The sequence below is a fragment of the Mesorhizobium sp. M1227 genome, assembly GCF_040318315.1.
Lineage (GTDB): Bacteria > Pseudomonadota > Alphaproteobacteria > Rhizobiales > Rhizobiaceae > Mesorhizobium.
Genome location: NZ_JAMYLZ010000002.1, coordinates 363,830 through 388,387, shown reverse-complemented (window position 1 = coordinate 388,387; position 24,558 = coordinate 363,830). Strand labels below are relative to the sequence as shown.

Here is a 24,558-nt window from a genome sequence, read left to right as displayed (position 1 = left end):
GAGATGTGCCGTTCAGGCACACCCGTTGGACGGCAAACGAGGGTCGCGATGAAGCAGGCAGCCACTGAGGGCCCGCAACTCAGCGTCGTCGATTCGACGCTGATGAGGCGGGTGTTTTATGCATTCGCGACGCTGGCGCTGCTTTCGGTGGCGATCAGCCTCGGCGGCAAATGGTTCGGCCGCTCGATCGCCATGGCCGGGTACACCGACGACACCACGGTCCACAGGGTCGTCATCGGCAACAACGTCATCGCCGTGCCGGCCAATGTCATCCGCTTTGCCCAGGCCCGGCGCGACGGCATCGCCTCGCGACTCGACCTCTATCTGCGCTATCCCGAGATGGACGGCTACAGCGAGGCTGCCCGCAACGACTTCAACCACACCGGACCCAGCAAGGACATCGTCTTCCTGTCGTTCGAGCCGCAGCTGATGTCGCGCGACATGAGCGGCCGCTTCGCGCCGATCTACAGCGCACTGATCGCCAAGCCGGGTACGCCCGGCCCTGGCGGCACCACGCTTTACGCCTTCAGCGAAAAATCAGGCTATCTCAACGAAGTGCTGGCGGTCGCCGATCGCCCCGGCAAGGATCCGTTCGTCGCACGCTGCCTGAGCGGCCCGAGCGCGGACGAATCGCTGGCGCCCTGCGAACGCGACATCCTAGTCGGCGACAATCTCAGCCTCACCTACCGCTTCCCCCGGGAATTCCTGGGCGACTGGCAGGGGCTCGACGCGGCGATTTCGGGCGAGGCGGCACGTGTGCAGAAGACCGGGCGATAAGCAACGAAACGAGCCGTTCCGTAGCGATCCTTCGCGCCCCTCTCCGTCCTACCGGACATCTCCCCCACGAGGGGGGAGATCGGCCGTCATCTTGGCTTTCGCCAATCTCCAATGTTGCAGGAAGAGCGCAGCGCCGAGGCTGCCAATCTCCCCCTTCGTGGGGGAGATGGCCGGCAGGCCAGAGGGGGGCGCTGTCCCACCGGCGTCCTGCAAGGTTCCGTATCGCCGCAGCACTTGAGGCGTAGCGGCCAGCTAAACTCCCAGCTCAGGCCAGATCGATGTCGAGGATCGCCATCGAGAAATTATAGTCCCCATCGTCCTCGTCCTTGAAGACGATGCCGAGGAACTCGTCGCCGACATAGACCTCGGCCGAATCTTCCTTGCGCGGCCGCGCCTTCACTTCGAGTTTAGGGTTCTGGAAGGTGCGCTTGAAATAGGCGTCCAGCTTTCTGATTTCGTCCGGCTTCAACAGTCTTCTCCGATCGTCGGCTTCTTCGTTTGAGCGCGCTTCTGGCACGTCGACAATGGCCATGTAAAGGCAAGCCGGCGAGAGAACACGGGCAATCGCCTCAGGTTTGCGCTGCGGCGCCGACATCGATAGTTGGTCCGACGTGACAAGCCCCTGCCCGAGCACTCAGATGTCGAAGCTGACGACGTGGTCCATCGTCTGCGATGGCAACAGCTGGTCCATCTGCCGCGAAGGCTGGTCGCAGCCGGTCTCGCCGACGACGCGGGCCGGCACGCCGGCAACCGTCTTGTTGTGCGGTACCGGCGACAGCACCACCGAGCCGGCCGCGATCTTCGAGCAATGGCCGATCTCGATGTTGCCGAGGATCTTGGCGCCGGCGCCGATCAGCACGCCGTAGCGGATCTTGGGATGGCGGTCGCCGCCGGCTTTGCCGGTGCCGCCCAGCGTCACGCCGTGCAGGATTGACACGTCGTCCTCGATCACCGCCGTCTGGCCGACGACGAGGCCGGTGGCGTGGTCGAGGAAGATGCCCTTGCCGATGCGGGCAGCCGGATTGATGTCGGTCTGGAACACCGAGGACGACCGGCTCTGCAAATACAGCGCGAAGTCCTGACGGCCCTGGTTCCACAGCCAATGCGCCAGCCGGTGCGTCTGGATGGCGTGAAAACCCTTGAAGTAGAGCACCGGCATGATGAAGCGGTCGCATGCCGGATCACGGTCGTAATAGGCCTGGATATCGACGCGCACCGTCGTCGACCAGTCCTTGTCGTCGGCCGCCATCGCCTTGAACGTCTGGCGGATGAGGTCGGAGCCGATGTCCTGGTGGGCGAGGCGCTCGGCCAGCCGGTGAATGACCGCTTCTTCCAGGTTTTCCTGATTGAGGATGGTCGAATAGAGGAACGCCGCCAGCAGCGGATCGCGGTTGACCGCTTCCATCGCTTCGTCGCGGATCGAACGCCAGATCGGATCTACCGGCTGCACCCTGGTGGGACGGGAAATCGTAACGCTGTTCATCTGATGTCTCCGGCCATCCAATGTCTCGGCCATCCAATGTCTCGGTTGGCGGCTTGCCTATTCTCCGGCCGCACCTATAAGCCAGATCATAGCACGGGTGAACTCAATTTTCCTTAGTGCTTGGTGAAATGGATTTGGTTGGCGGAATTTCAAGCAGCCATGGAAAACGCAACCTTGATGGACGAGACCCTGAAGCGCGAGCTTTCCGCGCTCTATGAGGCCGAAGATCGCCACTACCACGACCTTGGCCACATCGAGGCGATGCTGGCACTGGCCAATGATTACAAGGCGTTGCTGCATGATCCTGAAGCAGTCGAGGCAGCGATCTGGTTTCACGACGCGATCTACGACAGCCGCGCCAACGACAATGAGGCGAGGAGTGCCGCACTTGCCGAGGAAAAGCTCGCCGGTCGCGCCGATGCACAACGCCTCGGCCACATCGCGGCGATGATCACTGCCACCGCCGGCCACGAATTGCCGCCCCTTGGCGACCAGCATTCGGTTCGCGACGCGGCGCTGTTCCTCGACATGGACCTGGCGATCCTGGGTGCTGCGCCCGACGTGTTCGACGCCTACGAGCAGGCGGTCCGCCGCGAATATCAGTGGGTCGATGAGCCGATGTGGCGGGCCGGCCGTGCCGCAGTGCTAGAGGGCCTCCTCGCGCGTCCGCATATCTTCCACAGCGAGGAATTCCGCCGGCGCTTCGAAACCCAGGCCCGGCATAACATGGCGCGCTCGCTCAGGGCGTTGGGGCACAGCCCGCGCCGATCGTAGCCCGACGCGTCGGCCACTTGCGTCCGGAAGATTTGCCCGAAATCACGTAAACGCGCCTATGGTCGATGCCATGGCCCACAGCATAAACACCCCGGCGGCAAGCGACGCGCCGTTGACCACGATGCCAGCCAGGCCGAGCAAACGATTGTCGTTTGGACGACCCAGCGCCATCAGCCCGAAGACCGCGCCGGTAAGATGCGCCAATGGCCCGACCAGGAAAAATACCGCCATGAAGAAGCCCGTCACACTGTGCTGGATAAGCACGGACGCGTCGCTCGGCATTGCCATCAACGCGGTGATCGCTATCGCGCCTGCCACCAATGCAGCCAGCCCTAGCGTGGCGGGTTTGAACCGATCCACACGTCACGCTTAGTTACCCCCGTATCGTTGCAAAACCGCTAAGAACCCCAGCTTCAGGCCCGATGGCCGCTTTTTGGGGAGCCATCCATCAGAGCGGATGCTCGGCATAAAACTCCAGCACACGCTGCTTGAAGGTCTTGTCGCCGACCGCCAGCATGTGGTCGCGACCTTCGATGTGAAACGCCCTGGCGCTCGGCATCAAGGCGGCGAGCTCATCCGGCGAGCCGCCGATGTCGTCCTTGGTGCCGACGGCGATCAGCGTCGGCTGGGCAATGCGGGCAAGATCGGCCTCGCTCAGCAATTCGCGGGAGGTGGCGATGCAGGCAGCGAGCGCCCGGCGATCGCTGCGGGTCTGATCGGCGAAGGCACGGAACGAGCGGCCGCGCGGATCGCTGGTGCCTGCCGGATCGTCGGCCAGAAGGGCGTCGGCTATCGGATCCCAGTCGCCGACGCCGTCGACCATGCCGATGCCGAGGCCGCCGAAGACCAGCGTCGCCACCTTGTCCGGGTCGGAGAGCGCCAGGAAGGCCGATATGCGCGCGCCCATCGAGTAACCCATGACATGAGCGCGTTCGATGCCGAGATGGTTCAAAAGCGCTGCCGCGTCCGACGCCATTTTTGCCGGCGTGTAGTCGGCTTCGTCATAGCTCTTCGACGACGAGCCATGGCCGCGATTGTCAAAGGCGATGGCACGGTAGCCGGCATCGTTCAGCGTCTTGAACCAGCCGGGCGACACCCAGTTGACGTAGTGGCTCGAGGCAAAGCCGTGGATCATCAGCACCGGATCGCCCTGCCCCGATGCCGGCTGGCGGTCAAGGAAAGCAAGGTCGAAACCGTCATGGGAGAAGAACTGCATCGGCCGAAGATCCTGCCCGTTCAGTCGGAATCGACATTCGGCGCATCGCCCTTGTCGGGCGGCGGCATGGCCGGCCCCGGCGCCGTGCCGATGGCCGGATGGCGCAGCAGGTCGCCGTCCTCAATGCCCTTTTTGGCGGCCGTGCCCGCCTTGAGCTCGAGCACGAAGCGCACCGGTTCGTCCGGCGAGATGATCGCCTCCGACTGCGGCTCGCCTTGCCTGATCGCCCGGATCCGGCCGTCCTGGCCGACGAAGATCAGGTCGAGCGGCATCGGCGTGTTCTTCATCCAGAAACTCACATCCTGCGGCGCGCCGAACACGAACAGCATGCCGTGATTGTCGGCCATGTGGCGGCGGAACATCAGGCCGGCTTCGCGCTCGGCGGGCGTGTCGGCGATTTCCACGGAAAAAGAACGCTCGCCGGCCTTCGTCACCGCGACCAGCGGCGCCGGGTCGACGGGAAGGATCATCGCCTTGCCGTCGGCGGAACTCGGTTGCTGAAAATAGAAGAAGGCGCTTGCGGCGACGATGAGGAAAATCCCGGCGCAGAGCGCGCCCGCCGTCAGCCGGTTCCTGTGAGCCATATGAAATCCTCGGCCGGAACTAATGCGAGACCGGCAAGGTACCCATATCGGGGTGAATTTCGGCAGCCATAAGGCCTTTGTCGCCGCGTCCGAAGCGGACCAGCACCACCTGGCCCGGCCGGAGTTCGGTGATGCCGTAGCGGCGCAGCGTCTCCATGTGGACGAAAATGTCCTCGGTGCCCTCGCCCCGGGTCAGAAAGCCGAACCCCTTGGTGCGGTTGAACCATTTGACCAGCGCCCGTTCGAGGCCGCTTTCCGGCGTCACCGCGACATGGGTGCGCTGCTCCTGCATCTCCGCCGGATGCACCGCCGTGGTGACATCCATCGAGAGCACGCGGAAGGCCTGCAGCCCGCGCTCGCCCTGCTTGACCAGGCAGACGACACGGGCGCCTTCCAGGGCGGTCTGAAAACCGTCCTTTCGAAGGCATGTCACATGGAGGAGGATGTCGCCCGAAGTACCATCATCGGGAAGGATGAAACCGTAGCCCTTGGCCACGTCGAACCATTTGATGGCGCCGGCGATTTCGACGAGATCGGCCGTATCGGCGCTCTCATCCCGCTTCAACGCATCGTTACCGGCCCCGTCCCGCCCCATGAAAGAGGCCTTTTCCCCCATAAGAACGCCCCCTTTTTCAACAAACACCGCAACTGATTCTTGGTATCAGATTAACACCGCGGCTTCCGGTGTGTGCAAGACCTGACGTGCCTTTTTTCACGGTTCCGTACAGGAATAGCGGATTTGCCGTTTGCCGGCGCCGGCAAGCGTGGCCAATTGCCCTTTGGCCGGGCCGCCCCTATGTTGCGCCGCAACGCAACATAAGGAGGAAATCATGCGCTATCTGCACACCATGGTCCGCGTCGCCGACATCGATGCTTCGCTCGATTTCTACTGCAACAAGCTTGGCCTCAAGGAGGTGCGCCGCCATGAAAACGAGCAAGGCCGCTACACGCTGATCTTCCTCGCCGCCCCCGAAGACGAGCAGAGCGGCATCAGCGAGAAAGCGCCGCTGGTCGAGCTGACCTACAATTGGGACCCGGAAGACTACAAGGGCGGCCGCAATTTCGGCCATCTCGCCTATGAGGTCGACGATATCTACGCCACCTGTCAGCGGCTGATGGACAATGGCGTTACCATCAACCGGCCGCCGCGCGACGGCAACATGGCGTTCGTCAAATCGCCGGACGGCATCTCGATCGAGCTGTTGCAGAAAGGTCCGGCCAAGCCGAAGGCCGAGCCGTGGGCGTCGATGCCGAACACCGGCAGCTGGTAACCGATCACGCCATCTTGAACGGACGCAGGCGGGCCCTGGTTCGGTTTTCGCGTCCGCATTCCCAAGGAGAATTCATTCATGCCGGCCAGCCATGTCGACGTCGCCACCGAACATGCCAGCCGCTATCTGCAGCAGCTGTGCAAACATTGGGCGCACAAGTTTCCCGTCGAATTCGACCCGAACCACGGCACCATCGATCTGACGCTCGGCCGCACGGTTCTCGATGCCGACCCGGCTGCGCTGCACATTGCAGTGACGACCGATGAAGCCGGCTCGCTCGAGCGCCTGGAAACGGTCGTCGCCGAGCACATCAAGCGCTTCGCCTTCCGTGAAGAGCTGGCATTCGACTGGAAACGCGCTCCGACCGCGTAGACGACCTGTCAACCGCCGGCCTTCGCCATGTCCAGCAGCATCAGCACGGTGCGCCAATTGCGCGCCGTGCCCGGCACCTTCAGAACGCGCGGAATTTGATTGGCAAACACGGATTTGCCGAGCCCGTCAGGCGCATGCAGGTAGAGCACGTCGCCCTTGATCTCGAAGCGTTCTGGCCCGGTGCATTTTTCCGCCAGCCGGGCGACCTCCTCGGCGGTCGGCCGGCGCTCCAGCGCATAGGCATGCAGCTTGGTCGGCTCGCCGGCCACTTCCGGATAGGGATTGTCGGCCGCCAGCCGCTCGAGCCAGCCGATATCGCGCACCATGATGCGTGAATGGAACCCCCATTTCTTCTCGAATTCCGCTTCCAACCGCTTGGTCAGCGTCGCCGTATCGCCATCTGGCGACCGGAACACGGCGTTGCCGCTCTGCACATAGGTGGCGACATCGGAGAAGCCGAGCTGCTCCAAAAATGACCTGAGTTCCGCCATCTTGACGATGCGGTTGCCGCCGACATTGATGCCGGAAAACAGCGCGATAAAAACCTTCGCCGGAGCGTTCGGAAGATCGTTGCTGCTCATATGATGAACCCGGCGAGCGTCTCGTTGTCTGTGATGTCCTGGTAATGGACGCTCTCGGCGTCGAAATTCGCCTTGAGCAGGTCGAAATTGCGGCGGTCCTTGGTTTCGATGCCGATCAGCACCGAACCGAAATTGCGCGCCGATTTCTTCAGATATTCGAAGCGGGCGATGTCGTCGTCGGGACCCAGCAATTCGAGGAAATCGCGCAGCGCGCCGGGCCGTTGCGGAAAGCGGATGATGAAGTATTTCTTCAAGCCCTCGAAGCGCAGCGCCCGTTCCTTCACATCCGGCAGCCGCTCGAAATCGAAATTGCCGCCCGACACCACGGCGACGATGGTCTTGCCCCTGATTTCCTTCCTGGAAAAATCCTTGAGCGCATCGATCGCCAGCGCGCCGGCCGGCTCGAGCACGACGCCTTCGACATTGAGCATTTCGATCATGGTTGCGCAGAGCCGGTTTTCCGGGATCAGCCGCACGGTGTCGGCGGCAAACTCCTTCAGGTGGCGCAACGGCTCGCGGCCGATCTCGGCCACTGCTGCGCCGTCGACGAAATTGTCGACCTTGGCGAGCTTGATCCGCTTTCCGGCGGCAAGGCTCTCGCTCAAACTCGGGGCGCCGGCCGGCTCGCAAAAGACGAAGCGCGTTTCGCGGTGCTGGTCGGCGAAATAATGGGTGACACCGGCGGCCAGGCCGCCGCCGCCGACCGGCAGCATGACGATATCAGCCATGCGCGCGCCGGCCATCTGGCCTGATATCTCATAGGCGACGGTCGCCTGCCCTTCGATGATGTCCTTGTGGTCGAACGGCGGCACCATGTGGGCGCCGGCAGTTTCGGTGAATTCAAGTGCCGCGCGGTAGCAGTCGTCGAAGAAATCGCCGACCAGCCTGATCTCGACGAATTCGCCGCCGAACAGCCGCGTCTTGTCGATCTTCTGCTGCGGCGTGGTCACCGGCATGAAGACGACGCCCTTCTTGCCGAAATGGCGGCAGACGAAGGCAAAGCCCTGCGCATGATTGCCGGCCGAGGCGCAGACGAACAGCTCGGCAGCGTTGCCGGCGGCGAGCGTCTTGCGGAAGAAGTTGAAGGCGCCGCGGATCTTGTAGGAGCGCACCGGCGTCAGGTCCTCGCGCTTCAGCAGCACCCGCGCGCCGGTCTTCTTCGACAGATAGTCGTTTTCCTGCAGCGGCGTCTCCGGAAAGATCTCGCGGATCGCGGCAGCGGCGGCAGCGACGCGAGAAGAGAAACTGGTCATGGCTGGAGCACCCCACAGGCTAGGCGAATTCGGTCCCGCTATTGCATATCCGGCCTCGCGAAGCCATTGTCCGGCCACCCGAAAGGGTGTTCCCAAAACCTCGTTGGCCGTTAGGAGCGTGTGTTCATGCCTGTCGCATCGGTGGCCCGGAAAACCGTGTCGCTGCCGGAGTTCGGCGAGCCGACGGCGATGCCGCTGGTTACGCGCGCCACCTATGAGGCCCGTATAGCGGCACTGGTCGCGCGCGGCGGGTTCGATGCCTTCGTCGTCTATGGCGACCGCGAACATGCGGCCAATGTCGCCTACCTCTGCGGCTACGATCCGCGCTTCGAGGAGACGCTGCTGGTCATCGTTCCCGGCAAGCCGCCGAAACTGCTGGTCGGCAATGAGGGCTGGGGCTATGCCGAGATCTGCGACGGGCCGTACGAGCGCGTGCTCTACCAGACGTTTTCGCTGCCGGCGCAGCCGCGCGACCGCTCGCAAGCGCTGGCCGACATCCTCGTCGGTTGCGGCCTGAAAGCCGGCCAGCGCATCGGCGCCATCGGCTGGAAGCCGTTCGGCCCCGGCGATGCGGGTTTTGGCGAAACGACGCTCGACCTGCCGTCCTTCATCGCCGACACGTTGCGCAGCCTTGCCGGCGATAGGGGCGTGATCGTCAACGCGGCGAACCTGTTGATGAACCCTGCCGACGGCCTGCGCGCCATCAACGAGGCCGACCAACTGGCCGCGTTCGAATTCGCCGCGACCTATTCCTCGCAAGGCCTGCGCAATGTCCTGCAAGGCATCGAACCCGGCATGACCGAATTGCAGGCGGCGCGGCTGATGGGCATCAACGGCCTGCCGCAATGCTGCCACCCGATGCTGTCGGCCGGCAGGCGGGCGGCCTATGGCCTGCCGAGCCCGCGTCTTGACGTCATCAAGCGCGGCGACCCGATCACCATGGCCTATGGCATCCAGGGCTCGCTCAATGCCCGCGCCGGTTTTCTGGTCGAGGACGCGGCCGAGCTTCCGAGGGGCATCCAGGACTATGTCGAGAAGCTGGTCGCGCCCTATTTCTGCGCCGTCGTCGACTGGTACGAGACGGTCGGCATCGGCGTTCCCGGCGGCGCGTTGTGGCAAGCTGTGCACGAGCGCATCGGCGATCGGTTCTTCGGCGTAGCGCTCAACCCCGGCCATCTCATCCATGTCGACGAATGGATGCATTCGCCGGTATTTTCCGGCTCCGACATCAGATTGAAGTCGGGCATGGCCTTGCAGGTCGACATCATCCCGGCGACCGGCACCGATTATTTCACCACAAACATCGAGGACGGCATCGCGCTGGCCGACGAGGCGCTGCGCGAAGAGATCGCGGCGCGCCATCCCGAAGCCTGGCGCCGCATCGAGGCGCGCCGCGCCTTCATGACCGACGTGCTCGGCATAAGGCTGAAGCCGGAAGTGCTGCCCTTTTCCAACATTCCGGCGTTCCTGCCGCCGTTCTGGCTTTCGCGCAACAGTGCGATGGCAGTCGCGGGGCGCTGAGCGCATTTCGGGCGCCTGCGACTTACTTCTGCCGCACTTCGCCTGTCCGGGAGGTGCGGCGGAGGTGGATGGGCCTTTGGTCAGGCCGGAGTGGAATTGCTTAAGTGCCCTTGAAGACGATTTGCATCATTGTCCTTGCCGCGCTGCTCGCCGGCTGCGGCGGCCGCCAAACCGAGGAACTGCTCGGCAGCGCCATGATGGCGGTGCCGGTGACGGAAATCGCCGGCAATCACTCGATCTTCATCGCCACGACGCGCAAGCGCTCCGACGATCCCAACAAGGTCTTCGACGGCGAGCGTTCGGCGACGCTGAACTATGCCCGCGTCAACGTCACCGTCCCCGGCATCCACAAGACAGGCCAGATCGAGCGGCGCTCACGCGGCAAGTCGGACGATCCGGCCAAATACTTCATGGCTTCCGAGGTCGTCGGCTACGACACCCAACCGAAATTCTCCAGCGCCCTCAGCGCCGACATCGCGGCGCGCGGCGGCCGTGTCATGGTCTTCGTCCACGGCTACAACACCGGCTTCGACGACGCCGTCTACCGCGTCACCCAGATCACCCATGATTCCGGCTATCCGGGCACGCCGGTGCTGTTTTCCTGGGCGTCGGGCGCCAAGACCACCGACTACGTCTACGACAAGGAAAGCGCCAGCGTTGCCCGCGACCAGCTGGAAGTGACGTTGAGAATGCTGGCGCAGACCGGCGCGCGGCGCATCGACATCGTTGCCCATTCGCTGGGAACCTGGGTCACCATGGAGGCGCTGCGCCAGCTCGCCATCACCGGCGACCGTGATCTGGGCGGCAAGCTCGGCGACGTCGTGCTGGCCTCGCCCGACATTGACGTCGACGTGTTCAAGAGCCAGATGCGCCGCTACGGCAAGCCGGACAAGCCGTTCATCCTGCTGCTCTCCGACGACGACCGGGCGCTGCGGCTCTCCGGCCTGATCGCCGGTGCGCGGCCGCGCGTCGGCGACTACAAGAACGCCGCCGACCTCGCCAGCTATGGCGTGTCGGTCGTCGATCTCTCCAGCGTCAAGGGAACCGACCGCTTCAACCACACCAAATTCGCCGATAATCCGGAATTGGTGCAGTTGATCGGCCAGAAGCTGCGCGAGGATGACGGGTTTGCCAGCGACCGCGAAGTGACAGACCGCATCGCCTCGGTAGGACAATAGCTGCATTGCGCGGCAGCGACCGTTGACCATTGCCGCACCATCGGAACAGTTTGAACTGGACCGTGCCGGCCTCTGCCTCTATCGAATAGGCCAAGACGTCTCCGGCTCGACGTCGCCTTTGCGGGAGCCCGCGTGATCGTGCCTTCGAAGATCTTTCTCGTCGTTGCGTTCACGCTCGCGGTTACCGGCTGCGCCGGCCAGAACACGCACGATCTGCTCAACAAGACGACGATCATCGTGCCTGCTTCGGACATTGCGGCGACGCACAAGATCTTCGTCGCCACAACCCGGCAAAAGGCAATGAAAGAGCCCCGGCAGGTGTTCGACGGCGACCGTTCGCCGACCACCAGCTTTGCCAGCGTCGAGGTGACGGTGCCCAAAATCCACCAGCTCGGCGCCATCGAGCGGGTCAAGGGCTCGGCCAACAGCAATCCGGCGAAGGATTTCACGGCGACCGGCGTCACCTTCTACGAAGGCGCCCCGCAATTCGCCAAGGCGGTCGGCGCCGACATCGCCATGCGCGGCGACCGCGCGCTGGTTTTCGTGCACGGCTTCAACAACGGCTTCGATGACGGTATCTATCGGCTGACGCAGATCGCGCACGACACGAAATACCCAGGCACGCCGGTGCTGTTTTCGTGGGCGTCGAGCGGCAAGACGACCGGCTACATCTACGACAAGGAAAGCGCCAATGCGGCGCGCGACGATCTCGAAGCGACGCTGCGCATGCTCGCCAGGAGCCGCGCCAAGAGCATCGACATCATTGCCCATTCGATGGGGACCTGGGTGACCATGGAAGCGTTGCGCCAGCTTGCCATCACCGGCGACCGCGACCTCGGCGGCAAGCTCGGCTACGTCATCCTGGCCTCACCCGATATCGACGTCGACGTGTTCAAGAAGCAGATGATCCGCTACGGCAAGCCCGACAAGCCGTTCGCCGTGCTGCTTTCGGGCGACGACCGGGCGCTCAGGCTGTCGACCCTGATCTCCGGCGACAAGCCACGCGTCGGCGACTATGGCGACGCGGCCGACCTCGCCAGCTATGGCGTCTCGGTGGTCGACCTGACCAAGACCAAGGGCGGCGACCGGCTGAACCACGCCAAATTCGCCGACAACCCGTTCCTGGTGCAGCTGCTCGGCGACCGCCTGCGCGCCCCGGCGGGCCTCGCCTCCGAAGAGACCGCGCCGGCCCAGCTCGACAATCTTGGCCAGGGCCTCGGCAAGGCCGTCGGTTCGGTCGCCGAAATCGTCATCACCACGCCGTTCAAGGTGCTGACCATCGCCACCGGCGGGTGAGCCGACCTCTGCTGCCAATCGCGCCGGTGATTGGTAGCTGTCAACAAAAACGCTCTGCAGCGATCCTTCGCGCCCCCCTCTGTCCTGCCGGACAGAGGGGGCGCTGTCCCTCCAGGGTTCAGTGATTCTTCAAACGAACAAATCAACCTTCTGAAAAGTCGTCACGTCGATCAGGCCGACGTCGGAAATTCTGAGCTCGGGGATGACGACCAGCGCCAGCAGCGAGTGCTGCATGTAGGCGTTGTTGAGCGAGCAGCCCATCTGCCGCATGGCGTCGCTGAGTTTGTCGGCCTTGGCGGCGACGATTTCGGCGCGCTCGTCCGACATCAGCCCGGCGATCCGCATTTCGACCAGCGCCAGCTCCTTGCCGTTGGAAAACAGCACGACGCCGCCGCCGACCTCGCCCAGCCGGTTCACGGCCAGAGCCATATCCTGCTTGTTGGTGCCGACGACGATGATGTGGTGGGCATCGTGGGCCACGCTCGACGCCATGGCGCAATCGCCGATGTAGCCGAAGCCGGAGACGAAGGCGTTGGTGACGCCACCGGTGCCCTTGTGGCGCTCGACCAGCGCGATCTGGCAGACATCGTTGCGGCGGTCCATGGCGACCAGCCCGTCCTCGACGGCAAGATCGGCCTCCAGCGCCCGCGTCGGCGCCTGATTCTCGATCACGCCGATGACGCGCACCCGCACCTCGTTGGCGCCCATGGGTGCGGCGATGTCGAAGTCGCCGGGCTTGAGCTTCCTGCCGAGCTTGACGGTGTTCTTCGCCGTCTTCGGATAGTCGTAGGCCGGAATGTCGATTTCGAGCTTGCCGCCCTTGGCCAGCCTGACGCCGCGGCCATAGACCTCGTCGATGGTCATTTCGGCGAGGTCGGAGACGATCAGCAGATCGGCGAGCCGTCCCGGCGCGATCGAGCCGATCTCGCGCTCCAGCCGGAAATGCTGGGCGGTGTTGAGCGTCGCCATCTGGATCGCCGTCACCGGCTTCAAGCCCTGGCTGATGGCGTGGCGCACGACCCGGTCCATATGGCCTTCGTGCACCAGCGTGCCGGAGTGGCTGTCGTCGGTGCACAGGATGAAGTTGCGCGGGTCGAGCCCGCTCTCCGTCACCGCCTTGATCTGCGAGGCCACATCATACCAGGCCGAGCCCAGCCGCAGCATCGCCTTCATGCCCTGGCGGACGCGGGCGATGGCATCCTCGGCGCGCGTGCCTTCGTGATCGTCCTCGGGGCCGCCGGCGACATAGCCGTGGAACGGCAGGCCGAGATCGCGCGAGGCATAATGCCCGCCGACCGTCTTGCCGGCCCTCACCGTCGCGGCGATCTCGCCCGACATCACCGGATCGTTGGCGGCGACGCCCGGAAAATTCATCACCTCGCCGAGCCCGATGATGTTTTCCCAGCTCATCGCTTCGGCAACGTCGGCGACGGTCAGCTCGGCGCCGGCATGCTCCAGCCCCGGTGCCGAAGGCACGCAGGACGGCATCTGCACGAGTACGTTGACCGGCATGGCGACGGCCTCGTCATGCATCAGCCGCACGCCCGGCAGGCCGAGCACGTTGGCGATCTCATGCGGATCGATGAACATCGAGGTGGTGCCGTGCGGGATCACGGCGCGGCAGAATTCCGTCACCGTCACCATGCCGCTCTCGACATGCATATGCGCGTCGCAAAGCCCCGGCACCAGATAGCGGCCGCCGGCATCGACCACCTTGGTGCCCTGGCCGATGGCATGGCCGGCGTTCGGCCCGCAATAGGCAAAGCGGCCGCCGGCAATGGCGATGTCGGTGCCGGCGATGATCTCGCCCGAATGGACGTTGACCCAGCGCCCGTTGCGGATGACGAGATCGGCGGGCTTGCGGCCCATGGCGACATCGACCAGATGCGTCGCCATCTCGGCCCAGGGTTTTGGTTTCGTCGCATTGGCGGTCTTCGGCATCAACAGGCTCCTCTTTGCCCGACTGTGCCAAGCCGCGAGGATTTTGACCAGCGGGGAAGTAAGCGCGGACGGCGAAGTTGCGGATCTCCCCCCTCGAGGCAGGGCTATCGCATTTGGATTCTTACGAAGATGGACCCCCACCCTAACCCTCCCCACAAGGGGGAGGGAATGCTGCCGCGCGCCCTTACTTCCCCTTTTGGCGCCGAAAGGCAGGCAAATTTGCCGAGGTCAGCGCCAACGGAAGTCTCCCTCCCCCTTGTGGGGAGGGGTTAGGGGTGGGGGTACGTCGTAGAGCGAAAGCCTCGGCGTTCCATCTGCGATAGCCCTGCCCTCGAGGGGGAGATGTCGCCGAAGGCGACAGAGGGGTCGCCTATCCACGCGCGACGACCCCCTCTGGCCTCCCGGCCATCTCCCCTCAAGGAGGGAGATCGATGCGCCATGGCCTTCGCCAATCGCCAAGGGCATTTTGTGCCGGCCGCAGCAACTTTGTTCTTGCTTTGTGCCGGCAGCTATGCTACTAATTTGGGTATGGTGCCAATTGGCTCCAACGACCCGCCTCCCGAGGCGGGTTTTTCTGTTATGGCGCCATTCATGGCAAATGGCCCAGGCGGAATACGATTCCGTTGCGGCCAATCAGCTTTCGTCTCGTTAGAGGATCCTTCTGAATCGACGGTCGCGGCGTTCGACGCACTCGTTCGAGCCTTCAGCCGGTTCAATCAATTCGATCCCGAACTGTCATTTCTTGCTCGGATCGTCTGCCGGGTTAACGTAGGTGATCTTGAATGGCCCCTCGCCATGAACCTGGACGATCGTATCGCTTGTCGTCCAGGCGAAGTGATTCATTCCGGCCGGTGCGACGCCGAAGCCGCCAGCAGTCAGTTCGACGCCTTTCGCCTCGTCGAGCTTATCGCCCATTCCGATATGGAAGTTGCCGGAAAGCACCGTTATGTATTCCGCGGTGGGATGACTATGTGCGGCAATTTTGTAGCCGGCGGGTGTCTTCAACCGCAGCACAAAGGCGCCGTCCTTTGAGGGATCTCCAGAGACAACGGCCATTTCCGCGCCAGCGGGAATGACAGCAGGAGCAGGACCCCATTTGATATCGGCGGCGTTCATCGGCATGTCATCGGCAAACAGAGGCGCCGTCCCAACAAGCAGCAGTGCCAGGGCAGAGGCAAGCTTGAGCATGACAATCTCCCAGTGTTTCGTAGAGGACGGCGTCGAGTATCGGCGCGCCGATCCACTTGCCGATTGGAGTCTATCAGGGCAGAGCGCCCGAACGCATCCTGCGAACGGGGGACGCGCATTCGCGGTAGCCGCGGAAGCTGCCGCTAAAAACATTTCCAGGTGAAACGATTTTGTTTGTATCACTGTAGGTGATCGGCCTCGCTAGCTTCCAGATTTCTCTACGGCAGAAGACGGCTTGACGGGCCCTGCCCGGCATCTGAAAAGGACTGGCCTGCGGACGTGGCGGAATTGGTAGACGCAAGGGACTTAAAAAGGCAGGGCTGAGGAGCCATGGCAAATCAACGGCTTAGCGGAGCCAAGGTTGCATCGCAAATTTGATCTATCTTTAGTCGCGCTGTTAAGTTGTTCTTACTGGCTTTTCACAGTCACCAGCGGGAAAGTTTCACGTAGCAACTCTTGCAGCGCGCAAGGGAAGATGTAAGAAAATTCTGTGGGAACATTCCATTGTCGCGCAAAAACAGACATCTTGCTTAGACGAGTTAAGCTACCGTTGCGTTGCATCGGCAGCTAACGCCCCTATCCTTAGATAATTGTAATCACAGGACAACAATACAATGGCAGCCATTCTGCGATGGATAAACGCGTTGACACTAACCTCAAGGGCGTACACCTGCGGCCATTGCGGCAACCCCGTTGCGTCCAATGTTGGCTACGTCCGCGGTAGCTACCAAGATGGTAGCGGGTCGCCTGACGCTTTCGTGTACATCTGTCACCACTGCTACGCACCAAGTTACTTTGGCCAGCAGGGACAGGTTCCCGGCATCCGCTTCGGTGCAGACGTAAAAGGTATAGACGAAGCGACTGTTCAACAGTTGTATGATGAGGCTCGCGACTGTTTTTCAAAGAACGCGTTTACAGCGGCGGTTTTGTGCTGCCGTAAGCTGCTCATGCATATCGCTGTTTCAAAGGGAGCCGACAAAAATAAGAACTTCATGGAGTATGTGGAATTCATCTCTGCAAAGGGATACGTCCCGCCTGACGCGAAAACGTGGGTTGATCACATCCGAACCAAGGGCAACGAGGCAAACCACGAAATCGTAGTGATGTCAGAGGAAGAAGCTACAGACCTCCTCGCCTTCGTCGAAATGCTGCTCAAGTTGGTCTTCGAGTTCCCATCCGCTTCTAAAAAATACTCTCTGGCTCCTCGACCCTGAAATTGGTGTGAGCTATGGTGCGGGCGGCGGGACTTGAACCCGCACGGCCTAAGGCCTCCGGATTTTAAGTCCGGTGTGTATACCAGTTTCACCACGCCCGCAGCAGGCTCATCTAAAATACGAACTCGGACTTTGCAAACCGCAATGCGGCTCATCTACCCAAGCCAGCGCGAGAGAAAATTCGTGGGAATTCCCACAGCTGTGGCAGGAAAAGTTCAGAGCAGAAAGCGGAGAGCCTTGCTCAGCAAGGCTTTCGCTGTCGGCGGGTAGTCATTTACATGACTTAAATCCCTCGATCTCTGATCGTACGGGTTCGATTCCCGTCGTCCGCACCAGATTGGCTCTCGTTCGTATCTTTCGTATTTTGACGACCGGCACGCTCAACCCACTTCCAGTTCCGGCACGGGTTCAAGTTCCAATCGGGTTCAGCTTCAGGTGCTGGATCAAAATAATCGTCTTGGCGTCGATGATCCGACCGTCGTGGATGCCGGCCAGCGCCTCGTCGAGCGGCATTTCGAGAACTTCGATGTCTTCGCCTTCGTCATGCGCGCCGCCGCCGTCGGAAATGCGGTCGGCGGGCGAATAGCGGGCGACGAAGAACCAGAGCCGCTCGGTCACGCTGCCGGGGCTCATATAGGGCGAAAACAGCCGCTGCACGTCCTTCAAGCGGTAGCCGAGTTCCTCCTCGGCCTCCTTGCGGATGCAGGTTTCGGGATCGTCTTCGTCGAGCAGGCCGGCGCAGGCCTCGATCAGCGGCTCCTTGTGGCCGGTGACATAGGCCGGATAGCGGAACTGCCGCACCAGAAGCACCGTCGAACGCTCGGGATCGAAAGGCAGGATCACCGCGCCGTCGCCGCGATCGTAGGTCTGGCGGGTGTGCGTTTCCCATTTGCCGTCGCGCCGGCGGTAGTCGAAGACGGTCTTTTTCAAAACCGCCCATTCGTCGGAAAGGACTTCCTCCGAGCGGATGCGAATGCGATCTTCCATGGTGGACTCCCTGCTGCCGCGGCAAGGCGTAGCCGCGAACGCCCGTTCGTGCAATCCGGCCAGCTATTGGTCCAGAGCACCGGTTCACCGTCTCGTGTCTGGCGCTGGCACAATCGGCTGCATAAATAGCGGCAACCCTTCGCGGAGTTTTTTTATGACCTCATCGCTTTTCCAGCCGATCACCCTCGACGGACTGACCTTCCCCAACCGCATCGCGGTCGCGCCGATGTGCCAGTATTCGGCCGACGACGGCTCGGCCAGCGATTGGCACCTCTATCACTGGATGAACCTGGCAATGTCGGGTGCCGGCATGATCACCGTCGAGATGACCGAGGTCGAACGGCGCGGCCGCATCTCGCATGGCTGTCTCGGCCTCTATTCCGAGGACAATGAGGCGGCGGCGCGACGCACGCTGGATGCAGCCAAGCGTGTCGCCGCACCGGGCACGAAATTCGGCACGCAGCTTGCCCATGCCGGCCGCAAGGCCTCGAACCGCAAACCCTGGGAGGGCGGCGGCCCGCTGCATGCCGATCAGGATCCGTGGCCGATCGTGTCCGCCTCGGCCATCGCCTACGACACCGGCTGGCAGGTGCCGCGGGCGCTGGAGGATGACGAGATCCTGCAAATCATCGAACGCTTCGCAGAAGCGGCACGGCGGGCCGAGCGCGCCGGCTTCGACTTCATCGAGCTGCATGCCGCGCATGGCTATCTGATCTTCCAGTTCCTGTCGCCGCTCTCCAACCGGCGCACCGACCGCTGGGGCGGCTCGCTGGAAAACCGCATGCGTTTCGCCGTCGAGATCGCCAAGGCGGTGAAGAAGGCGGTGCCCAGGCTGATGCTGGGCGCGCGTCTGTCGATCAAGGAATGGGTCGATGGCGGCTTCGATGTCGAGGATGCGATCGAAGTGGCAAAAGCACTGAAGGAAGCCGGCGTCGCCTATCTCTGCTGCTCGAGCGGCGGCAATTCACCGTTGCAGAAGCTGCCCTCCGGGCCCGGCTACCAGGTTCATCTGGCCGAAGCGGTGCGCAAGGCCGTCGGCATCCCGACGCGAGCCGTCGGTCTGATCGACGATCCGAAACAGGCCGAGGCGATCGTCGCCGACGGCCGCGCCGACATGGTGGCGCTGGCGCGCGCCTTTGTTGCCGATCCGCGCTGGGGCTGGCGCGCCGCGGCCACCTTCGGTGAAAAAATCCACCCGGCGCCGCAGCTTGCCCGCTCGGTGACGACGATGCAGCACTGGATGAAGGCGGCGAACTGACGGCGGGTTCGTCTCGCTGGACGGGCCAGCACAGCTTCGCATGGATCCTCTGCCGGTGTAGAGTGGCCGGGGGCCGCGGCTGGGCGCGGCGGGTTGGGGGAGCAGAGACATGTCGTTCAGGGGGATTTCCATTGCGGCCGCCGCCGCGGTTGTGGCCGAGCTGTCGTTCGCCGCGCCGACGCCGGCCGGGGCGCAATATTGCGAAGGCACGGTGCACGGACTTTCCAGGCACTACAATCTGGCGACGGGAAGCGGCTTTCTCGCCGTTCGGGCCCGGCCGAACTCGTCGTCGCGCATGGTCGGGCAATTGTTCAACGGCGACCAAACCGAGATCTTCGACCGCCGCGGAAACTGGTACAAGGTCGATTTCGGCGGCCGCACCGGCTGGGCGAATGCACGCTGGCTGCGCAACGACTGCGGCTATTGAGCTATTTTCGCCTGAGCTAAAAAGCAGTTGCAACCAAATCGGCCGCTCCGCGTTGGCGGCGATGATGGACAGCAAGCCATTTGAAAAGCCGGTCGTGGTCGAACTCGGCCATGTCGGCAAATATCGGCAGATCCGCAGCGCCCAGGAGGCGGCGGAGTGCCTGATGACGATCTGGCCACTCAACCGCGGGCCGCGTCATCGTGATGCCCTCGACACTTGCCTAAAAGTGCTGGAAGGTTATCGTTCGACGGCGGATGCGCGCCGGGCACTGATCGAAGCCGCCAGGGAATCGGACGTGCTGGTCGCAGACGACAGGCTGCTAGACGACAGACTGGCCGACGACAGGCTGCATTGAGGCAACGGGCTTTCAACCGGAGGGTTTCATGGCGAAACTGACCTACAAGATCGTCGAGCATGACGGAGGCTGGGCCTACAAGGTCGGCTCGACATTCTCCGAAACGTTCCCCACCCATCAGGACGCGTTGCGCGCCGCGGAGATCGCTTCGGCCGAACAGCAGGTCGCCGGCAACACCGACGGCATCCAGTACGAGGACGCCGACGGCAAATGGCACGACGAGCTCGCCGACGGCCGCGACCGGCCGCAGACCGAGGTTTCGGATTAGAGTGTGCGCCGATATCCAGGTGATGCCGGCGTGCTTTACAGGTCGGTTTGGTAGCGCTACCGTCTCACATCGCGCGTGACCGGGGAGGAGCCTGGGCGCCGTCGCGGGCCAGGCAGGAAAGCGGTTTCCTTCGAAGTCGTTGCAGGAATCAATCGGGAGGAGATCGATGGCGTCTGTCGCAATCGGCGATGTCTACAAATCATTTGGGACCGTCGAGGTCCTGCACGGGGTCAGCGTCGATATAAACGACGGCGAGTTCGTCACGCTGGTCGGTCCTTCGGGTTGCGGAAAGTCGACCCTGCTCAGGATGATCGCCGGCCTGGAAAAGATCTCGCGCGGCCAAATCCTGATCGGCAAACGTGTCGTCAATAACGTTGCGCCAAAGGAGCGCGACGTCGCCATGGTCTTCCAGAACTATGCGCTCTACCCGCATATGACGGTCGCCGAGAACATGGCGTTCTCGCTGATGCTCAAGGGCGTTCCCAAGACGGAGAGCGATGCCGGCGTGCGGCGCGCGGCCGAAATCCTGGGACTGGTGCCGCTGCTCGACCGCTATCCGCGCCAGCTTTCCGGCGGGCAGCGCCAGCGCGTTGCCATGGGCCGGGCGATCGTGCGCGACCCGCAGGTTTTCCTGTTCGACGAGCCGCTATCCAATCTCGATGCCAAGCTCCGGGTGCAGATGCGCGCCGAGATCAAGGAACTGCACCAGCGCCTGAAGACGACGACGGTCTACGTCACCCACGACCAGATCGAGGCGATGACAATGGCCGACAAGATCGTCGTCATGCATGACGGCATCGTCGAGCAGATCGGGCCGCCGCTCGAACTCTACGACCGGCCGAACAATCTTTTTGTCGCCAGCTTCATCGGCTCGCCCGCCATGAACATGCTCAGGGGCGAGATCGTAAGCGACGGCTCGCCGTCATTTCGCGGCGCCGGAGGGATTTCGGTCCCGTTGGCCTCGGCACTTTCCATCGGCAATGGTGAGCCGGTCGTGCTGGGGATACGGCCCGAGCATTTACGGCTGTCCGACCATCAGGGCATCCCGGTCACCGTCGTGGTGGTCGAGCCGACAGGGTCCGAAGTGCAGCTCATCGGCCGCACCGCCGGCGGCGAGGAGATCGTCGCAAATTTCCGCGAACGCCATTCCTTCACGCCAGGCGAAACCATCCGGCTTACGGCCGAGCCTGGCCTCATCCATCTCTTTCACGGCAAAACCGGACAGCGGTTCGAAACACCCATCGAGCAGTAGGACGGCAATGACAATAAGCAGGAGGAAGCGAGCATGAAATTCACCAGACGCGACGTGATCCGCACCACCGCCGGTGCGGCGGCGGGAGCCTTGGGAAGCCGGCTCATCGGCTCTCCCGCCTTTGCCCAGGAGGGGTTGAAATACAAGCCCGAGGACGGCGCCAAGCTCAGGCTGTTGCGCTGGTCGCCTTTCGTGAAGGGCGACGAGGACCAATGGCTGGCCAACACCAAGCGCTTCACCGAAGCGACCGGTGTCGAGGTTCGCGTCGACAAGGAAAGCTGGGAGGACATCCGCCCCAAGGCGGCGGTCGCCGCCAATGTCGGCTCCGGCCCGGATCTCATGTTGGTCTGGTTCGACGACCCGCATCAATATCCCGACAAGCTGCACGACGTGACGGAATTGGGTGAATATCTCGGCTCGAAATATGGCGGCTGGTACGACGGACCGCACCAGTATGCGACGCGGGAGGGCAAATTCCTCGGCCTGCCTCTCGCCACCATCGGCAATGCCATCGTCTACCGCGAGAGCTGGGTGAAAGAAGCGGGTTTTTCGGAGTTTCCCAAGGAGACTCAAGGCTTGCTCGAACTTTGCAAGGCGCTGCAGGCGAAGGGACATCCGGCCGGCTTCACGCACGGCCACGGCGTCGGCGACGGCAACAACTACGCTCACTGGCTGCTGTGGAGCCACGGCGGCCAGATGGTCGACGAGAGCGGAAAGGTAACGATCAACAGCCCGGAGACGCTCAAGGCGATCGAATACGCGCAGCAACTCTACAAGACCTTCATTCCCGGCACCGAAAGCTGGCTCGACGTCAACAACAACCGCGCCTTCCTGGCCGGCGAAGTCAGTGTCATCGCCAATGGGATTTCCGCGTACAACACGGCCAAGATCAACAAGGACAATGATCCGAAGCTGGCTGAAATAGCCAAGGACATTCGCACCACCAACCTGCCGATCGGCCCGGTCGGGAAATCCGTCGAGCTGTTCCAGGTGACCACGGCCGTGATCTTCGACTACACGCCCTATCCCAACGCCGCCAAGGCCTACCTGCAGTTCATGTTCGAGGATCCGCAAATGTCGCAGTGGATCACGTCGTCGGCAGGCTATTGCTGCCAGACGCTCAAAGCCTTCGACAACAACCCGGTGTGGACGGCCGATCCGAACAATGCCGCCTACGCCAAGGCCTCGGCGACGCTGCGGCCCAACGGCTATGCCGGCCCGCTTGGCTATGCCTCGGCAGCGACCATGGCCGACTATGTGCTGGTCGACATGTTCGCCAAGGCGGTGACAGGCCAGGCGACACCGCAAGAAGCGATGGAAGAGGCCGAGAAGCGCGCAAACCGCTACTATCGCGTTTGAGCCGGGTTCAGCCGGGCAGCCATGCTGCCCGGCTTCGAATCGCGCATGGCCGCCCGCCGTTCAATGAGACCTTAGAGGAGCCGACCCATGGCCGTGACCTCCACTGCCGCTCAGCCACGCCGGTCGGCGCTGTCGCGCATTATGACGTTCGTGTCCGAAAGTCATAACGCGCTTGGCTTCGGCTTCATGCTGCCGGCGGCGGCGCTGCTACTGGTCTTCCTGACCTATCCGCTCGGGCTCGGCGTCTGGCTCGGCTTCACCGATGCCCGCATCGGCCGCCCCGGCATCTTCATCGGTATCGAGAACTACGAATATCTGTGGGATGACGCCGTCTTCTGGCTCTCGGTCTTCAACACCTTGCTCTACACGATCAGCGCCTCGGTCCTGAAGTTTGTGCTCGGCCTGTGGCTGGCGCTTATCCTCAACCAGAACCTGCCGTTCAAGTCGTTCTTCCGCGCAATCGTCCTGCTGCCCTGGGTGGTGCCGACGGTGCTGTCGGCGATCGCCTTCTGGTGGATCTACGATTCGCAATTCTCGATCCTGTCCTGGGCGCTTATGGAAATGGGCCTGATCGACCATCGCATCAACTTCCTCGGCGATCCCGAGAATGCGCGGGCTTCGGTTATCGCCGCCAACGTCTGGCGCGGCATTCCTTTCGTGGCGATCACGCTGCTTGCCGGCCTGCAGACGATTCCGCAGTCGCTCTACGAGGCCGCCACGCTCGACGGCGCCAGCCGCTGGCAATTGTTCCGCTATGTGACGCTGCCGCTGCTGACGCCGATCATCGCCATCACCATGACGTTTTCGGTGCTGTTCACCTTCACCGACTTCCAGCTGATCTATGTGCTGACACGCGGCGGGCCGGTGAACGCCACGCATCTGATGGCGACGCTGTCGTTCCAGCGCGGCATTTCCGGAGGCCAGCTTGGCGAAGGCGCCGCAATCGCGGTCGCCATGATCCCGTTCCTGCTGGCGGCGATCCTGTTCAGCTATTTTGGCCTGCAGCGCCGCAAATGGCAGCAGGGCGGCGGAGATTGACATGACCGCGATCGAAACGAGCAAACGCCCGGAACTCGACGAAGGCGGCATGGGCTACCTGCAGAGTTTGCCGCGCCGCGTGGTGACGGTCTACCTGCCGTTGCTGATCTTCGTCATCGTGCTGTTGTTTCCGTTCTACTGGATGACGATCACGGCGGTTAAGCCCAACCTCGAGATGACCGACTACGCCAATTTCAATCCGTTCTGGGTGGTGCATCCGACGCTCGAGCATATCCGCTACCTGCTCTTCGAGACGTCTTATCCGGGCTGGCTGCTCAACACGATCATCATCTCGACCGCCGCCACGTTCCTGTCGCTGCTGGCTGCGGTGTTCGCTGCCTATGCGATCGAACGCTTGAGGTTCTCCGGGGCGCGGCAGGTCGGCCTCGCGGTGTTCCTCGCCTATCTCGTGCCGCCCTCGATCCTGTTCATTCCGCTGTCGGTGATGGTGTTCAACCTTGGGCTTTACGACACGCCGTTCGCGCTCATCCTCACCTATCCGACCTTCCTGATCCCGTTCTGCACATGGCTGCTGATGGGTTATTTCCGCTCGATCCCGTTCGAGCTGGAAGAATGCGCGCTGATCGACGGGGCGAGCCGTTGGCAGATCCTCACCAAGATCGTGCTGCCGCTATCGGTGCCGGGGCTGATTTCCGCCGGCATCTTCGCATTCACGCTGTCATGGAACGAGTTCATCTACGCCTTGACCTTCATCCAGTCGTCCGAAAACAAGACTGTGCCGGTCGGCGTGCTCACCGAGCTGGTGCGCTCGGACGTCTATGAATGGGGGGCGCTGATGGCGGGAGCGCTGATCGGCTCGCTGCCGGTGGTGGTGCTCTATTCGTTCTTTGTCGAGCATTATGTTTCCTCGATGACCGGAGCCGTGAAGGAATAGCCGACGTGATTAAGTTCGGAGGTATTCCCGGCGGCCGGGATGCCCGGGGCGGGCACCCGGCCGGCCGAGA

27 protein-coding genes and 1 tRNA gene are annotated in these 24,558 nt (G+C 62.8%); 16 read left to right on the top strand and 12 right to left on the bottom strand.

Annotation, left to right across the window (positions count from 1 at the left end; genetic code table 11):
- Positions 1–48 precede the first annotated feature (48 nt).
- Positions 49–777, top strand: coding sequence for a hypothetical protein (locus NKH28_RS05205; RefSeq protein WP_352978061.1), 729 nt, complete (start codon positions 49–51; stop codon positions 775–777).
- Positions 778–1,042: 265 nt separating this feature from the next.
- Here the strand turns inward: NKH28_RS05205 and NKH28_RS05200 are convergent, their stop codons facing one another.
- Both NKH28_RS05200 and cysE read right to left on the bottom strand, forming a co-directional pair.
- Positions 1,043–1,246 carry a DUF3126 family protein gene (locus tag NKH28_RS05200; protein WP_023674799.1) on the bottom strand — a complete coding sequence of 68 codons (204 nt, stop codon included), beginning with the start codon at positions 1,244–1,246 and terminating at the stop codon, positions 1,043–1,045.
- Positions 1,247–1,411: 165 nt separating this feature from the next.
- Positions 1,412–2,260 (bottom strand): serine O-acetyltransferase, encoded by an 849-nt coding sequence (gene cysE / locus NKH28_RS05195; RefSeq protein WP_023717455.1) that lies wholly within the window; start codon positions 2,258–2,260, stop codon positions 1,412–1,414.
- A gap of 159 nt (positions 2,261–2,419) precedes the next feature.
- On the opposite strand from cysE, the gene NKH28_RS05190 reads away from it, so the two are divergent.
- Entirely contained in the window at positions 2,420–3,034 is a 615-nt protein-coding gene (locus NKH28_RS05190; RefSeq protein ID WP_352978059.1) for an HD domain-containing protein, read from the top strand.
- 42 nt (positions 3,035–3,076) lie between these two features.
- Here the strand turns inward: NKH28_RS05190 and NKH28_RS05185 are convergent, their stop codons facing one another.
- From NKH28_RS05185 to NKH28_RS05170, 4 genes are all read right to left on the bottom strand, one after another.
- Positions 3,077–3,394, bottom strand: coding sequence for a hypothetical protein (locus NKH28_RS05185; protein WP_352978058.1), 318 nt, complete (start codon positions 3,392–3,394; stop codon positions 3,077–3,079).
- Between the two features lie 88 nt (positions 3,395–3,482).
- A complete protein-coding gene (locus NKH28_RS05180; RefSeq protein WP_352451114.1) occupies positions 3,483–4,250 on the bottom strand; it encodes an alpha/beta fold hydrolase in 768 nt (255 codons plus the stop codon).
- Between the two features lie 20 nt (positions 4,251–4,270).
- On the bottom strand, positions 4,271–4,834 hold the full coding sequence (locus NKH28_RS05175; RefSeq protein WP_352451115.1) for a DUF192 domain-containing protein: 564 nt from the start codon (positions 4,832–4,834) through the stop codon (positions 4,271–4,273).
- A gap of 19 nt (positions 4,835–4,853) precedes the next feature.
- On the bottom strand, positions 4,854–5,450 hold the full coding sequence (locus tag NKH28_RS05170; protein ID WP_502893739.1) for a cold-shock protein: 597 nt from the start codon (positions 5,448–5,450) through the stop codon (positions 4,854–4,856).
- Between the two features lie 214 nt (positions 5,451–5,664).
- On the opposite strand from NKH28_RS05170, the gene gloA reads away from it, so the two are divergent.
- Together gloA and NKH28_RS05160 are read left to right on the top strand one after the other, a co-directional pair.
- Positions 5,665–6,105, top strand: coding sequence for a lactoylglutathione lyase (gloA, locus tag NKH28_RS05165; RefSeq protein WP_023674793.1), 441 nt, complete (start codon positions 5,665–5,667; stop codon positions 6,103–6,105).
- A 78-nt stretch (positions 6,106–6,183) separates the two neighbouring features.
- Positions 6,184–6,477: a DUF2218 domain-containing protein gene (locus tag NKH28_RS05160; protein WP_352472739.1), complete on the top strand. Its 294-nt coding sequence runs from the start codon at positions 6,184–6,186 to the stop codon at positions 6,475–6,477.
- Between the two features lie 8 nt (positions 6,478–6,485).
- Here the strand turns inward: NKH28_RS05160 and NKH28_RS05155 are convergent, their stop codons facing one another.
- Both NKH28_RS05155 and ilvA read right to left on the bottom strand, forming a co-directional pair.
- Positions 6,486–7,058, bottom strand: a complete 573-nt coding sequence (locus tag NKH28_RS05155) for a DUF1697 domain-containing protein (RefSeq protein WP_352684877.1) — start codon at positions 7,056–7,058, stop codon at positions 6,486–6,488.
- Positions 7,055–8,311 carry a threonine ammonia-lyase IlvA gene (gene ilvA, locus NKH28_RS05150; protein ID WP_352978056.1) on the bottom strand — a complete coding sequence of 419 codons (1,257 nt, stop codon included), beginning with the start codon at positions 8,309–8,311 and terminating at the stop codon, positions 7,055–7,057. The genes NKH28_RS05155 and ilvA overlap by 4 nt, the downstream gene beginning before the upstream one ends.
- A gap of 126 nt (positions 8,312–8,437) precedes the next feature.
- On the opposite strand from ilvA, the gene NKH28_RS05145 reads away from it, so the two are divergent.
- The 3 genes from NKH28_RS05145 to NKH28_RS05135 all read left to right on the top strand — a co-directional run bounded on the left by NKH28_RS05145 (position 8,438) and on the right by NKH28_RS05135 (position 12,306).
- Positions 8,438–9,832 (top strand): hypothetical protein, encoded by a 1,395-nt coding sequence (locus NKH28_RS05145; RefSeq protein ID WP_352978054.1) that lies wholly within the window; start codon positions 8,438–8,440, stop codon positions 9,830–9,832.
- 104 nt (positions 9,833–9,936) lie between these two features.
- Positions 9,937–11,010, top strand: a complete 1,074-nt coding sequence (locus NKH28_RS05140; RefSeq protein ID WP_352451120.1) for an alpha/beta hydrolase — start codon at positions 9,937–9,939, stop codon at positions 11,008–11,010.
- A gap of 132 nt (positions 11,011–11,142) precedes the next feature.
- Positions 11,143–12,306 carry an alpha/beta hydrolase gene (locus tag NKH28_RS05135; RefSeq protein WP_352934302.1) on the top strand — a complete coding sequence of 388 codons (1,164 nt, stop codon included), beginning with the start codon at positions 11,143–11,145 and terminating at the stop codon, positions 12,304–12,306.
- A 129-nt stretch (positions 12,307–12,435) separates the two neighbouring features.
- Here the strand turns inward: NKH28_RS05135 and ade are convergent, their stop codons facing one another.
- Both ade and NKH28_RS05125 read right to left on the bottom strand, forming a co-directional pair.
- On the bottom strand, positions 12,436–14,247 hold the full coding sequence (gene ade / locus NKH28_RS05130) for an adenine deaminase (protein ID WP_352541395.1): 1,812 nt from the start codon (positions 14,245–14,247) through the stop codon (positions 12,436–12,438).
- 735 nt (positions 14,248–14,982) lie between these two features.
- On the bottom strand, positions 14,983–15,435 hold the full coding sequence (locus tag NKH28_RS05125) for a cupin domain-containing protein (RefSeq protein ID WP_352978052.1): 453 nt from the start codon (positions 15,433–15,435) through the stop codon (positions 14,983–14,985).
- A gap of 614 nt (positions 15,436–16,049) precedes the next feature.
- Between NKH28_RS05125 and NKH28_RS05120 the strand changes: the two genes are divergently transcribed.
- Complete coding sequence (locus NKH28_RS05120; protein WP_352874804.1) at positions 16,050–16,649, top strand: DUF4145 domain-containing protein; 600 nt, start codon at positions 16,050–16,052, stop codon at positions 16,647–16,649.
- Positions 16,650–16,664: 15 nt separating this feature from the next.
- On the opposite strand, the gene NKH28_RS05115 is transcribed toward NKH28_RS05120, so the two are convergent.
- Both NKH28_RS05115 and NKH28_RS05110 read right to left on the bottom strand, forming a co-directional pair.
- Positions 16,665–16,750, bottom strand: a tRNA-Leu gene (locus tag NKH28_RS05115).
- A gap of 307 nt (positions 16,751–17,057) precedes the next feature.
- A complete protein-coding gene (locus NKH28_RS05110) occupies positions 17,058–17,636 on the bottom strand; it encodes an NUDIX domain-containing protein (RefSeq protein WP_352874803.1) in 579 nt (192 codons plus the stop codon).
- 154 nt (positions 17,637–17,790) lie between these two features.
- On the opposite strand from NKH28_RS05110, the gene NKH28_RS05105 reads away from it, so the two are divergent.
- From NKH28_RS05105 to NKH28_RS05070, 8 genes are all read left to right on the top strand, one after another.
- A complete protein-coding gene (locus tag NKH28_RS05105; RefSeq protein ID WP_352978050.1) occupies positions 17,791–18,894 on the top strand; it encodes an NADH:flavin oxidoreductase/NADH oxidase in 1,104 nt (367 codons plus the stop codon).
- A 109-nt stretch (positions 18,895–19,003) separates the two neighbouring features.
- Positions 19,004–19,321 carry an SH3 domain-containing protein gene (locus tag NKH28_RS05100; RefSeq protein ID WP_352541400.1) on the top strand — a complete coding sequence of 106 codons (318 nt, stop codon included), beginning with the start codon at positions 19,004–19,006 and terminating at the stop codon, positions 19,319–19,321.
- A gap of 61 nt (positions 19,322–19,382) precedes the next feature.
- A complete protein-coding gene (locus NKH28_RS05095; protein WP_352474053.1) occupies positions 19,383–19,676 on the top strand; it encodes a DUF982 domain-containing protein in 294 nt (97 codons plus the stop codon).
- 28 nt (positions 19,677–19,704) lie between these two features.
- On the top strand, positions 19,705–19,944 hold the full coding sequence (locus tag NKH28_RS05090; protein ID WP_023674770.1) for a DUF2188 domain-containing protein: 240 nt from the start codon (positions 19,705–19,707) through the stop codon (positions 19,942–19,944).
- Positions 19,945–20,110: 166 nt separating this feature from the next.
- Complete coding sequence (locus NKH28_RS05085) at positions 20,111–21,196, top strand: ABC transporter ATP-binding protein (RefSeq protein ID WP_352978047.1); 1,086 nt, start codon at positions 20,111–20,113, stop codon at positions 21,194–21,196.
- 33 nt (positions 21,197–21,229) lie between these two features.
- Complete coding sequence (locus tag NKH28_RS05080; RefSeq protein WP_352749383.1) at positions 21,230–22,555, top strand: ABC transporter substrate-binding protein; 1,326 nt, start codon at positions 21,230–21,232, stop codon at positions 22,553–22,555.
- Positions 22,556–22,696: 141 nt separating this feature from the next.
- Positions 22,697–23,593 carry a carbohydrate ABC transporter permease gene (locus tag NKH28_RS05075; protein WP_352978102.1) on the top strand — a complete coding sequence of 299 codons (897 nt, stop codon included), beginning with the start codon at positions 22,697–22,699 and terminating at the stop codon, positions 23,591–23,593.
- A 1-nt stretch (position 23,594) separates the two neighbouring features.
- The gene (locus NKH28_RS05070) at positions 23,595–24,488 is read left to right on the top strand and encodes a carbohydrate ABC transporter permease (RefSeq protein ID WP_023674766.1); all 894 of its coding nucleotides are present in this window, start codon (positions 23,595–23,597) and stop codon (positions 24,486–24,488) included.
- Positions 24,489–24,558 lie beyond the last annotated feature (70 nt).